Origin of the sequence: Devosia sp., from assembly GCF_039927955.1 — a bacterium.
Taxonomy (GTDB): Bacteria; Pseudomonadota; Alphaproteobacteria; order Rhizobiales; family Devosiaceae; genus Devosia.
This window is the reverse complement of the sequence record NZ_JBDSUA010000058.1, coordinates 12,827-24,443: the sequence shown is the minus strand read 5'-3', so window position 1 is coordinate 24,443 and position 11,617 is coordinate 12,827. Positions and strand designations below refer to the sequence as shown.

General features: G+C 62.3%; 12 protein-coding genes. 9 read left to right on the top strand and 3 right to left on the bottom strand.

The annotated features are described in order from the left end of the window. Positions 1-130: 130 nt before the first annotated feature. Both aroB and ABIT12_RS14195 read right to left on the bottom strand, forming a co-directional pair. Positions 131-1,246, bottom strand: a complete 1,116-nt coding sequence (gene aroB, locus ABIT12_RS14200; protein WP_348042623.1) for a 3-dehydroquinate synthase — start codon at positions 1,244-1,246, stop codon at positions 131-133. Next, positions 1,239-1,829 carry a shikimate kinase gene (locus ABIT12_RS14195; protein ID WP_348042622.1) on the bottom strand — a complete coding sequence of 197 codons (591 nt, stop codon included), beginning with the start codon at positions 1,827-1,829 and terminating at the stop codon, positions 1,239-1,241. Before ABIT12_RS14195 ends, aroB begins: the two co-directional genes overlap by 8 nt. 176 nt (positions 1,830-2,005) lie before the next feature. On the opposite strand from ABIT12_RS14195, the gene ABIT12_RS14190 reads away from it, so the two are divergent. The 5 genes from ABIT12_RS14190 (at position 2,006) to ABIT12_RS14170 (ending at position 6,444) form a co-directional block, all read left to right on the top strand. After that, on the top strand, positions 2,006-2,251 hold the full coding sequence (locus ABIT12_RS14190; RefSeq protein ID WP_348042621.1) for a hypothetical protein: 246 nt from the start codon (positions 2,006-2,008) through the stop codon (positions 2,249-2,251). Beyond that, entirely contained in the window at positions 2,248-3,183 is a 936-nt protein-coding gene (locus ABIT12_RS14185) for a site-specific tyrosine recombinase XerD (protein ID WP_348042620.1), read from the top strand. The genes ABIT12_RS14190 and ABIT12_RS14185 overlap by 4 nt, the downstream gene beginning before the upstream one ends. Before the next feature lie 99 nt (positions 3,184-3,282). Then, positions 3,283-4,239, top strand: coding sequence for an acetyl-CoA carboxylase carboxyltransferase subunit alpha (locus ABIT12_RS14180; RefSeq protein ID WP_348042619.1), 957 nt, complete (start codon positions 3,283-3,285; stop codon positions 4,237-4,239). 305 nt (positions 4,240-4,544) lie between these two features. Continuing rightward, on the top strand, positions 4,545-5,588 hold the full coding sequence (locus ABIT12_RS14175) for a murein L,D-transpeptidase family protein (protein ID WP_348042618.1): 1,044 nt from the start codon (positions 4,545-4,547) through the stop codon (positions 5,586-5,588). A gap of 274 nt (positions 5,589-5,862) precedes the next feature. Beyond that, the gene (locus ABIT12_RS14170; RefSeq protein WP_348042617.1) at positions 5,863-6,444 is read left to right on the top strand and encodes a hypothetical protein; all 582 of its coding nucleotides are present in this window, start codon (positions 5,863-5,865) and stop codon (positions 6,442-6,444) included. Here the strand turns inward: ABIT12_RS14170 and ABIT12_RS14165 are convergent. Beyond that, entirely contained in the window at positions 6,441-6,731 is a 291-nt protein-coding gene (locus tag ABIT12_RS14165; protein WP_348042616.1) for a BolA family protein, read from the bottom strand. The two genes, ABIT12_RS14170 and ABIT12_RS14165, sit on opposite strands and share 4 nt — an antisense overlap. 45 nt (positions 6,732-6,776) lie before the next feature. On the opposite strand from ABIT12_RS14165, the gene ABIT12_RS14160 reads away from it, so the two are divergent. The 4 genes from ABIT12_RS14160 to ABIT12_RS14145 all read left to right on the top strand — a co-directional run bounded on the left by ABIT12_RS14160 (position 6,777) and on the right by ABIT12_RS14145 (position 11,519). Next, on the top strand, positions 6,777-7,400 hold the full coding sequence (locus tag ABIT12_RS14160) for a DnaJ domain-containing protein (protein WP_348042615.1): 624 nt from the start codon (positions 6,777-6,779) through the stop codon (positions 7,398-7,400). A gap of 100 nt (positions 7,401-7,500) precedes the next feature. Further along, positions 7,501-8,484: a cobaltochelatase subunit CobS gene (cobS, locus tag ABIT12_RS14155; RefSeq protein WP_348042614.1), complete on the top strand. Its 984-nt coding sequence runs from the start codon at positions 7,501-7,503 to the stop codon at positions 8,482-8,484. A gap of 147 nt (positions 8,485-8,631) precedes the next feature. Further along, positions 8,632-10,518, top strand: a complete 1,887-nt coding sequence (gene cobT, locus ABIT12_RS14150) for a cobaltochelatase subunit CobT (protein ID WP_348042613.1) — start codon at positions 8,632-8,634, stop codon at positions 10,516-10,518. Next, the gene (locus tag ABIT12_RS14145; protein WP_348042612.1) at positions 10,518-11,519 is read left to right on the top strand and encodes an esterase-like activity of phytase family protein; all 1,002 of its coding nucleotides are present in this window, start codon (positions 10,518-10,520) and stop codon (positions 11,517-11,519) included. Before cobT ends, ABIT12_RS14145 begins: the two co-directional genes overlap by 1 nt. Positions 11,520-11,617: the final 98 nt, after the last annotated feature.

The window sequence follows — 11,617 nt, the reverse complement described above, 5'->3', positions numbered from 1 at the left end:
GAGAAGGTGCCCGAAGGGCGGATGAGGGTCTCTTATTTGGCGGGGTGTATGCGGCAACAACCCCTCACCCTGATTTTCTGCTGAACGCAGAAAATCTGTCCCTCTCCCTCAAGGGGCGAGGGAAGAAGATTTAGACCCCGCGCATCTCGTTCAAATAATCCGCCACCGCTTTGGCATCGACGTTCTTTTCAATGAACGCCTGGCCGATGCCGTGGGTCAGGATGAAGGTCAGCGCGCCGCGCGAGACTTTCTTGTCCTGGGCGATGGCGGCCATCAGCGCGTCGGTGGAACCGAGCGTGCCGGGAATGTCGGCAAGCCGCGTCGGCAGGCCGGACTTCTGCAAATGCGCCATGATGCGGCCGGTATCCTGCGAGGGGGCAAGGCCGAGTTTGGCGGAAAAGCCGTGTGCCAGGACCATACCGATCGAAACGCCTTCGCCATGCAGCAGGCGGTCTGAATAGCCGGTGTCCTTTTCCAGCGCATGCCCAAAGGTATGACCAAGATTGAGCAGCGCCCGCACGCCGAGTTCTTTTTCGTCCTCGATCACCACCCGCGCCTTGGCGGCGCAGCAGCGGGCGATAGCTTCGCCGCGGGCGGGGCCGCCGGCAAAGATTTCCGGCTGGTTGGCTTCGAGCCAGAAGAAGAACTCTTCGTCGTCGATCAGGCCATATTTGACCACTTCGGCATAGCCGGCAGCGAACTGGCGGGGCGGCAGCGTGTTCAGGGTCGACAGGTCCGCCAGCACCAGCCTGGGCTGGTGAAACGCCCCGATCAGGTTCTTGCCATGCGGCGAATTGATCCCGGTTTTGCCGCCCACCGAGCTATCGACCTGCGCCAGCAGCGAAGTCGGCATCTGGATGAAATCCATGCCCCGGCGCGCAATCGAGGCGGCAAACCCCGCCAGATCGCCGATCACGCCTCCGCCCAGCGCGATCACCAGATCGCCCCGCTCCAGCCGTGCCGCCAGCAGACCTTCGACGGCGGTTTGCAGATGGGCGAAGGACTTGGTGCTCTCGCCGGCCGGCAGGATGATTTCGGCGTGGCTGAGCCCGGCAGCGTCGAGCGATTGCAGCAGGCGCGGCAATTGCGCGACGGCCACGTTCTCATCGGTGATGATGCCATAACGGCGCCCGGGGAACCGCTCGGCCAGGATGGCGCCGGCATCGTCGAGCAGCGTATCGCCGATCAGGATGTCATAGGCGCGCTTACCCAAAGCGACGTGGACGGTGTGCGTAGCGCTAGTCATGCTTGAGCGTCTCCAGATGCGTGATCACCGCCTCGATCAGATCGGTCGCTACGGTATCCTGTGGCACATCGCGCGACACCACGGTCACATCGGCCTCGGCATAGATCGGATAGCGATCATCGATCAGCTTTTGCAGGGTGGCGCGCGGATTATCGGTCTTGAGCAGGGGGCGGTTGGAGCGACGGGAGACGCGGGAGAACAGCAGTTCAAAATCCGCCTTGATAAACACCGAAACCGACTCGGCCATGATCAGCGTCCGGGTTTCGGCATTGACAAAAGCCCCGCCGCCGGTGGCCAGGACCATATCAGCCTCCTTGAGCACCCGGGAAATCACCCGCGTTTCTCCGGCGCGGAATTCGGCTTCGCCCCTGGTCCGGAAGATTTCCGGAATATCCATATGCGCGGCTTTTTCGATTTCCTCGTCGCTGTCACGAAAGGCCCGACCCAGCCGCGTCGCCAGGCGCCGACCCACAGTGGTCTTACCGGCACCCATCATGCCCACCAGCACCAGTGGCCTTCCGGCCAGCAGCGTCAGCAGGTGAGTTGCGCGCTCGCTGCGCTGCGGTGCATCCGGTCGGGTCAATCAACGCTCCCATTGACGTGCGCGTATCAAGCGGTCGGACGCGCCGATGTCAAGAAGCTGTGGCAAGAACTGAGGGTTGTGGGGCACGAGAAAACTGGCGCACACTGGATTGCCTACCAGATGGAAACCATTTGCTGGCACAGTGTGTGTACTTCGATGTCCGACCGGATCCGGCAATGCCAACCCTTATTCGCCTCGTCATTACCTTGTTGTTTCTCGCCGGGCTGGTTTATGGCGGCATGATTGCGCTGGTCGCCTATGTGCAGCCCAAGCAAAAAGAAGTGACCATCCGCATTCCGGCCAGCGAATTGTTGAAATCGAGCGCCCCGGCCACCCCGCAGGTCATCGGGCCAAAACCGACCGCCGCAGCACCGGCCGCCGAGCCGATTGCCCCCGGCGCCAATAGCGACACGCCAGAATGAGCGGCGATGGCTATCTGATCGAGTCGTTTCTCGAAATGATGAGCGCCGAACGCGGCGCCGCCAAAAACACCATCGATGCCTATCGCCGCGACCTGGTGGATTACCGCGCGTACCTGGCGGGCAAGAAGATGGACTTTTCCAGCTGCGACCGCCACGCCGTGGCGGGCTATCTCGATGGGCTCAAGAGCGAGGGCCTGTCGGCGGCGTCCAGCGCCCGCCATCTGTCGGCCATTCGCCAGTTCCATAAATTTCTCTGCGCCGATGGGATTCGCGGCGACGATCCCACCCGCATCATCGCCAGCCCACGGGCGCGCCGGGCGCTGCCCAAGGTGCTGTCGATTGCCGAAATCGACAAATTGCTGACCTTGGCGGAAACCGAAGCCAACGCCGAGGTTTCCGAACAGAAGCAGGCCGCTGCGCTGCGGCTCTATGTGCTTTTGGAACTGGTCTATGCCACCGGCATGCGCGTGTCCGAACTGGTCGGGCTGAAGCGCTCGGCGGTGATGCGCGACGCCAGCTATCTGACGGTAATCGGCAAGGGCAACAAGGAGCGCATCGTGCCGGTCAATGACCGCACCCGCGATGCGGTGCGCGCCTATGTCAAAACCCTCGAACCCGGCCCATTCCTGTTTCCCGCCTCCGGCGAAGACGGGCATCTGTCCCGGCAGGTGTTCGGGCGTGATCTGAAGAGCCTGGCGGCCCGCGCCGGTATCAGTTCGGCCCGCATGAGCCCGCATGTGCTGCGCCATGCCTTTGCCAGCCATCTGCTGGCAGGCGGCGCCGATCTGCGCATCGTGCAGACGCTTTTGGGCCACGCCGACATCTCGACCACCCAGATTTACACCCACGTGCTCGACGAAAAACTGCGAACTCTGGTGGAAAGCCACCATCCTTTGGCCGATACCAGCCCTGCACCGGGCGATCCGTCTTGACACATGGTTGCGCCATCGCCACTTTCCGGCCACTTTAAGACGCATAGAGAGCGGCCACTATTGTGGGTCGCGTATAAAGACCCCTAACGGGCGGGTGGGATGCAGACTTATCTGGATTTTGAAAAGCCGGTGGCCGATCTCGAAGGCAAGATCGCCGAGCTGAAGTCCCTTGCCGCCACCGATCAGGCCGTGAGCATCGACGAAGAAGTCAATCGCCTGTCCAGCCGCGCCGATGAGGCGCTGGTGGAAATCTACAAGCGACTGACGCCATGGCAAAAGACCCAGGTGGCGCGTCATCCGCAGCGCCCGCATTTTTCCGACTACATCAAGGGCCTGATCACCGAATGGTCGCCTTTGGCAGGTGATCGCAAATTCGCCGAAGATCCCGCCATCCAGGCCGGCCTCGGGCGGTTCAATGGCGTGCCGGTTGCCATTCTCGGGCAGGAAAAGGGCAATTCGACCGAAACCCGCCTCAAGCACAATTTCGGCATGGCCCGCCCTGAAGGCTATCGCAAGGCCGTGCGCATCATGGACATGGCCGACCGTTTCAACCTGCCGGTGATTTCGCTGGTCGATACCGCCGGCGCCTATCCCGGCATCGGCGCCGAAGAGCGCGGTCAGGCCGAAGCCATCGCGCGCTCGACCGAAAAGAGCCTGGAACTGGGCGTGCCGAACCTGGCCATCGTCATCGGCGAAGGTGGTTCTGGCGGCGCCATCGCCATTGCCACGGCCAACCGCGTGCTGATGCTCGAACACGCGATTTATTCGGTGATCTCGCCTGAAGGCGGCGCCTCGATCCTGTGGCGTGATGCCGCCAAGGCGCAGGAAGCGGCGACCAACATGAAGATCACCTCTTCGGACCTGCTCGGCTTCGGCATTATCGATGGCATCATTCCTGAACCAACCGGCGGCGCGCATCGCCATCCGGAGCAGACCATGGCCAATGCCCGCGCCGCTATTGCCACCTTCCTTGGTGATTTCGCTGGCAAGAGCCGCCTCGATATCCGCGAACATCGGCGCGAGAAGTTTTTGGCGATCGGGACATCGCTGGGGTGAGATTGGTTTGAGCTGAAGCCGCCGCAGCCGCCGGCTGGCACCTCCCCTTGATGGGGAAGGCTGAGGGGTGATGAAAGCCCCAATATTGCGGCTCTCCCACCCTTGATCCCTCCCCACAATGGGAGGGTGTTCACTAATAATTCAGGTCGACCTCACAGACGTCTTCAACAGCAACCTTCCGTGATTTGACTCCGAATTGCCCGGCGTCTCGTGGCCTGTTAAGAGTTCGTTCACCGCGTGCTTCCACGATACGGTAACCAAAGCGGGCTAGTGCTGGCCCATTCCATTGCCCGGATACCGCCCAAGTGACTTTAGCGCTGCTCAAAAAACTCTGCTCGTTTCTGGTTTTGACCTGGATTGCCGTCAGCCTTGCCGCCTGCGGCAACTTTCTGCCGGGCGACAATAAATCCAACCAGCCGCTGTCGGGCTCGCTGCAGTCGGCCCTGCGCAGCATCGGCTCCACCCCGGGCGATCCGATGGTGGTGCGCATCTTCAAGGAAGATAAAACGCTCGAAGTCTGGAAGCGCACCAATACCGGCGCCTTCAAGATGCTCAAGAGCTACGAGATCTGCGCCTTTTCCGGCGATTTCGGTCCCAAGATCAAGGAAGGCGACCGCCAGAGTCCTGAGGGCTTCTACAATATCACCCCCGGCCTGCTGAACCCGAAGTCCAGCTACTATCTGTCATTCAACACCGGCTTTCCCAACAAGTTCGATCGCTCCTGGGGCCGTACCGGTTCCGAGCTGATGGTGCACGGCGATTGCTCGTCGCGCGGCTGCTACGCCATGACCGATGAGGGCATTGCCGAAATTTACGCGCTGGCTCGCGAAACCTTCAAGGGCGGCAATCCGACCTTCCAGCTGCAGATTTTTCCGTTCCACATGACCGCGGCCAAGCTGGCCAAGGAAAATACCAGCACCAATCTGGCATTCTGGAAAAACATCAAGGAGGGCTACGATCTGTTTGAATTGAACAAGACGCCGGCCGCCTGGGACGTTTGCGAGCGCAAATATGTGTTCAACGTCAATTCGGCTGCACCACTCGACGCGGTGGGCGCCTGCCCGGTGATCGCCAAGGACCAGACCCTGCTGGCCAAGCAGGCCGCCGATGAGGCAGCGTTTGCCTCGCAGGTCGAAGGTATCCAGAAAGACGAAGCCCGCGCTGCGGCGGACGCAGCGCAAAAGGTCGCTGACGATGCAGCGGCCAAGGCGCGTGGCGAAGCGATCAATAGCACCGTGAACAATGTGTTCGGTGGCATTGGCGGCCTCTTCGGCAAGCACGAAGACGTGGCTCCAGTGATGTCGGGCAAACCGGCGCCCATGCCGATGCCACCCTTGAACCGCACCTGAACCGCGCCATCTAAGGCCAGGCGCCTTGCTGATGGCACGATCCACCTCGCGGGTAGCCGGGATCGATTTGCTGCCATGCACATGCCGGGCGAGAACGGCGGTCCGATATGCGCTATGATGGAGGTCGGGTTGGCGCCCGGGCTCTGGCGCGGAGACGGACGGCCAGCACTTCGGTTTGGAGACCAGCACCTTGGATCAGGATTGGACGCTGCCGGGGGTAACCAAGACCGACGTCGGAACCCATGAGGCAACAAAGCCTGCGCGGACATCCATAGTGGCACGCGTGTTCACCCTGCTGGTGGGCCTGCTCGCCGTGGTGGCGATTGCTGCCGCCGGCTGGATCTATACCGACACCAAGCGCGACATGCTGCGCCTCTCCACCGATATCGCCCAACTGCGGGTGAGCCTTGATCTTTATGGTCGGCAACAGCCCACCGCGACAAACGGCGCTGCGGCGACCGCGGCACCTGCCAACGACGAAATTCTCGACCTGAAAAACCGGCTGGCCATCCTGGAAAACAGCTGGCGCAGCCAGACCCCGGCAGGGACCGGGCTTGCCGCCGTGCCGGCTTTGCCGGGCGAAACGGCACCCGCAGCCGCCGGCGGCGCCCAGGGCGATTGCATGCCGCCCAGCACCCGCATGCTGGTCACCACCGGCGACAGCTACCCGGTCTGCGGCACCAGCGCCGTGGTCAATGTCGCCGTTGTCAGCCCGGGTGGGGTCAACCTCACCGATGGAACGCTCATTCCCACCGGCGGCAACTCGATTTTGAAGGGCACCAGATGCACTTTGGCTGTCATGTCCTCCGGCGAAGACGGCATGGACGGCTATGCTGAAGTGCGGGTGAATTGCTAGACCCGGTCGGGCAGCGTAAACGGGCCTTCAGGGGGCAGCACTTCGATAGCAAGCGCGTGAACCCGCCCTTTCAATTCGGCGTCCAGCACCGACATGATATCCCGGTGTTGCGCAATGCGGGCCTTGCCGTCAAAATGCCGGGTCGCGATTCTGACCCGGAAGTGAGTTTCGCCACCTTCGCGCCATCCGGCGTGGCCAAAATGCTTGTTTGACTCGTCAATCACTTCGAGATGGGCGGGCGCAAACGAAGCAGAAAGCTTTTCTATGATGGTGTCGCGTACGGACATCGCTGAAGGGCCTGTCGTTGAATTGATGTTTTTTAGTTAGGCGCAATGAAATTGGATTCCAAGCTCTTCGATACCATCCGCATTCGCCCCCGCCGCGAAGAAAAACCCGCGCCGATCGAAATCGTCTGCGATTGGGAAGGCTGCGAGAAGGCTGGCACGCACCGCGCGCCCAAGGGCCATCGCAGCGAAGGGCAGTACCATAATTTCTGCCTTGAGCACGTCCGTCACTACAATACCGCCTTCAACTTCTTTGCCGGCATGGACAAGGATGACCTGGACGAAGCGCTGCACGCCCCGCCCAAGCCTGAAACCCGCTCCACCTTTGCCACCGGCAAGATGGACGCGCGCACGGCGCGCACCGCCAAGAATGCCGCCCTGGGCGACAAATATGGCGACCCTTTCGGCGTGTTTGCCCGCTACAAGCATCGCCAGTCCCAGACGCCTGCCGCGGAGCGGGTCAAACCGTTGCACGAGCAGGACCGGCGGGCGCTCGAGGCGCTCGGCATTCTGGGCCACGCCAAGTCCGACGAGATCAAAAAGGCCTACAAGGCCCTGGTCAAAATCCACCATCCCGACGCCAACGGCGGCGACAAATCCTCCGAAGATCGCCTGCGCGCCATCATCGCTGCCTATTCGCACCTGAAGAAGGCTGGCTTTGTAACGCGTTAAGCCGCGTTAACCTGCCGCCTACCCGCCCGCGCGCAATGCTGCTATAGAGCGCGCGACATATTTTGAACGCCCAGATTTTTATCGCTGCGAGCCCACCGAAATGACCGAATTCACCAATCTGCCGGATAAGGATTACCAGGCCCGCGAGCTGTTCGGGATCGATACCGATATGGTCGTGCGTGGCTACGCCGAACGCACTTCGCATGTGCCCCCGATCGATCCGGACTACCTGTTCGATCGCAACACCACGCTGGCCATACTTGCAGGCTTTGCCTTCAATCGCCGCGTCATGGTGCAGGGCTATCACGGCACCGGCAAATCCACCCATATCGAGCAGATCGCAGCCCGCCTGAACTGGCCGCTGGTGCGCGTCAACCTTGATTCGCACGTGTCCCGTATCGACCTGGTCGGTAAGGACGCCATTGTGCTCAAGGACGGCAAGCAGATCACCGAATTCCGCGACGGCATCCTGCCATGGGCCGTGCAGAACAATGTTGCCCTGGTTTTTGACGAATATGACGCCGGTCGTCCGGACGTGATGTTCGTGATCCAGCGCGTGCTCGAAGTTGCGGGCCGCTTGACCCTGCTCGACCAGAACCGTGTGATCACGCCCCACCCGGCCTTCCGCCTGTTCTCCACCACCAACACCATTGGTCTGGGCGACACCTCGGGCCTCTATCACGGCACCCAGCAGATCAACCAGGGTCAGATGGACCGCTGGAGCCTGGTGACGACGCTGAACTATCTGCCCCACGACAAGGAAGTCGGCATCGTTCTGGCCAAGAACAAGGCCTATGCCACCAACGACAAGGGCAAAAAGACCGTTTCCAACATGGTGCGACTGGCTGACCTCACCCGTTCGGCCTTCATCAATGGCGACCTGTCGACCGTGATGAGCCCGCGTACGGTGATCACCTGGGCCGAAAACGCCGTGATTTTCGGTGGCGACCTCGGCTTTGCCTTCCGCCTGACCTTCCTGAACAAATGCGACGAACTCGAACGGCCGGTGGTCGCAGAGTTCTACCAGCGCGTGTTTGGCGAAGACCTGCCGGAAAGCTCAGCCAACCTGGCTGTAACGGCTTAATTTCAAGGCCCTCTCACCCGGCCCTTCGGGCCGACCTCTCCCCCAAGGGAGAGGTGCGGGGGCCAGGTGTTTCTCACCTCTCCCTTGGGGGAGAGGTCGCCGCGCAAGCGGCGGGCGAGGGGGCCTTTCCCCACCGGCGAGCATTTGATGGCACAACCACCGCGCAGCAAAGCCAATCGACCCGACCAGACCCAGGCGTTCAAAACCGCCATGGGCGCGACCGTGCGCGCTATTGGCGGCAAGCCTGATCTGGAAGTCACCTTCACCGCCGATCGGCCGCTGCTGACCTCGGACAAGGCGCGGCTGGCCAACCTGCCGCGCCTGCCGACGCGGCGTGACATTGCCATTGCCCGTGGCCAGGGCGATGCCATGGCCATGCGGCTGGCCAGCCACGATCCCGATACCCATCGCAAGCGCGCGCCGATCGATCCAATGGCCCGCGCGGCTTTCGATGCGCTCGAACAGGCCCGCGTCGAGGCGCTGGGCTGCGTGCGCATGCCCGGCATGGTCGGCAATATCACCGAAATGCTGGAAGACCGGCTGTTCCGCGCCAATTTCGCCGAAGTCTCGGATCGTGGTGACGCCCCGATTGCCGAGGCATTGGGGCTGTTGTTGCGCGAAAAGCTGGCCGGCGTTCCCGTGCCGCCGTCCGGTCACGCCCTGGTTGAGCTGTGGCGCGCCGAAATCGAGGCCAAGGGCGGCGTGTCGCTCGACAAGCTGCTAACCCGTTTTGAAGATCAGGACGAGTTTTCCAAGGCCGCCAAGGCGCTGTTGCGCGATCTCAATCTCGTGCCCGAAAGCGAGATGGAAGACCCCGACGCCAGCGACGAGGACAATGGCGACGACCAGGAGCCCGACAATGCCGACGGCACCGACCAGAACCCTGAACAGGGCGAAGGCGAGAACGACCAGCAGGACGCCGAAAGCGACGAAAGCGCCGGCGACAGCGAGGAGACCGGTGATGTCGACGGCATGGAAAGCGACATGGCCGACAGCGACGAAGACGCTGCGTCCGATGCCGGTGATGATGCCCCCATGCCCCCGCCCGCCAAGGATGGCGGCACGCAGCTTTCCAATCAGTTCAACTACAAGATTTTCACCACCAAGTTTGACGAGATCGTCAAGGCGGCGGACCTCTGCCCGCCCGAAGAGCTGGACCAGCTCCGCGCTTTGCTCGACAAGCAGCTGGAAAATCTGGCCGGCGCCGTGGCCCGGCTAGCCAACAAGCTGCAGCGTCGCCTGATGGCCAAGCAGAGCCGCTCCTGGCAGTTTGACCTGGAGGAAGGCCTGCTCGACACGGCGCGCCTGACCCGCGTCGTCACCGACCCGATGCAGGCCTTGTCGTTCAAGGTGGAAAACGACACCGACTTCCGCGACACCATCGTGACGCTGTTGATCGACAATTCCGGCTCGATGCGCGGCCGCCCGATCACCATCGCGGCGATCTGCGGTGATATCCTGGCGCGCACGCTGGAGCGCTGCGGCGTCAAGGTCGAGATCCTGGGCTTTACCACGCGCGCCTGGAAGGGTGGCAAGAGCCGCGAAGCCTGGCTCGAAGCCAATCGCCCGCCCAGCCCCGGCCGTGTCAACGACGTCCGCCATATCATCTACAAGGCCGCCGATGAGCCGTGGCGCCATGCTCGGCGCAATCTCGGGCTGATGATGCGCGAGGGCTTGCTCAAGGAAAACATCGACGGCGAAGCGCTCGAATGGGCCCGCAAGCGGCTGATGGCGCGACCGGAAAGCCGGCGCATCCTGATGGTGATTTCCGATGGTGCCCCGGTCGATGACTCGACGCAAAGCGTCAACGCCGGCAATTACCTCGAAGCTCATTTGCGGCAGGTGATTGAGGACATCGAAACCCGCTCGCCCATCCAGTTGGTGGCGGTGGGCATCGGCCATGACGTGACCCGCTATTATCGCCGCGCCGTGACCCTGCTCGACGCCGAAGAACTGGGCGGGGCGCTCACCGACGAGTTGGCGGCGCTGTTTGACGAAGAAACCCCCGTGATGGGACGGCGGAGCCGGCGGTGATGAGGGGGACCACGCTTGCGGCAAGCCTTGTGGCGCTGCTGGCGATCCCTGCCGCACAGGCCGCCGAACTGACCGTCGGTGCGGTGCAGATCACCCAATTCAAGGGCGCCCAGCTTGATCAGCCGGTCGACAAGCTGATCTGGCGGGGCGGCATTGGCATGGTCAGCCAGATCGACACCTTCGGCGGCCTATCCGGCATCGCCTTTACCGGCGCGGACCAGCATGTGGCGTTCGTTTCCGACCGTGGCAATTTCATTTCCGGCCAGTTGATCTACGACGATGCCGCCCGGCTGCTGGGCTTTATCGGCGCCACTATCGAGCCGATCCAGAATTCCAAAGGCGCGCCCCTGCCCCGGCAATACAGTCGCGACGCGGAAGCCATCGCCGTCGCTACGCATGCCGGCAAACCGGTCGCGGTGCGCGTCGGTTTCGAGCATTTGACGCGCGTCGCCGATTTTGCGCTCACCAATGACATTCCGGGCGGCGCGGCCCGCGAAGTCACCATTCCGGATTTTTTGAGCAATACCCGCACCAATGAATCGCTGGAGGCAGTGTGCGTTGCCCCCGACACCTCGCCGATCGCCGGCTCGACGCTGCTGCTGACCGAAGGGGTGATCGATGGCGATGGCCAGCATGTCGCCTGGCTATTGGGCCAGAACGACAAGGGCGCGCTGAGTTATCATTCGGACAGCGACACCAATCCATCCGACTGCGCCTTTTTGCCCAATGGCGACCTGCTGGTGCTGGAGCGCGGCATTTCGTTCCTGAGCTTCACCATGACCCTGCGCAGGGTAAAGGCCGCCGATGTTCGGCCCGGCAACCTGATGACCGGTGAAGTGCTGCTACAGGCCAGTGGCGGGGATATCGACAATATGGAGCAGGTTGGCGTTCATACCGCGCCCAATGGCGAAACGCGGATCGTGCTCGGCTCGGATAACAATTTCAACGACTGGGAGCGCAACCTGCTGCTGGAGTTCACGCTGCCGGAGGATCAACATTGAACGCTCTCCCTTCTCCCCTTGCGGGAGAAGGTGCCCCTAAGGGGCGGATGAGGGGGTTCTTCAAACTCCGCGCATGCGGCGGCAACCCCTCACCCTGA

Excerpts from the sequence above, each read along its gene's own strand:
- aroB (WP_348042623.1), bottom strand. The coding sequence starts at position 1,246 with ATGACTAGCGCTACGCACACCGTCCACGTCGCTTTGGGTAAGCGCGCC.
- ABIT12_RS14190 (WP_348042621.1), top strand. The coding sequence starts at position 2,006 with ATGCCAACCCTTATTCGCCTCGTCATTACCTTGTTGTTTCTCGCCGGG.
- ABIT12_RS14185 (WP_348042620.1), top strand. The coding sequence starts at position 2,248 with ATGAGCGGCGATGGCTATCTGATCGAGTCGTTTCTCGAAATGATGAGC.
- ABIT12_RS14180 (WP_348042619.1), top strand. The coding sequence starts at position 3,283 with ATGCAGACTTATCTGGATTTTGAAAAGCCGGTGGCCGATCTCGAAGGC.
- ABIT12_RS14165 (WP_348042616.1), bottom strand. The coding sequence starts at position 6,731 with ATGTCCGTACGCGACACCATCATAGAAAAGCTTTCTGCTTCGTTTGCG.
- ABIT12_RS14160 (WP_348042615.1), top strand. The coding sequence starts at position 6,777 with ATGAAATTGGATTCCAAGCTCTTCGATACCATCCGCATTCGCCCCCGC.
- cobS (WP_348042614.1), top strand. The coding sequence starts at position 7,501 with ATGACCGAATTCACCAATCTGCCGGATAAGGATTACCAGGCCCGCGAG.
- cobT (WP_348042613.1), top strand. The coding sequence starts at position 8,632 with ATGGCACAACCACCGCGCAGCAAAGCCAATCGACCCGACCAGACCCAG.
- ABIT12_RS14145 (WP_348042612.1), top strand. The coding sequence starts at position 10,518 with ATGAGGGGGACCACGCTTGCGGCAAGCCTTGTGGCGCTGCTGGCGATC.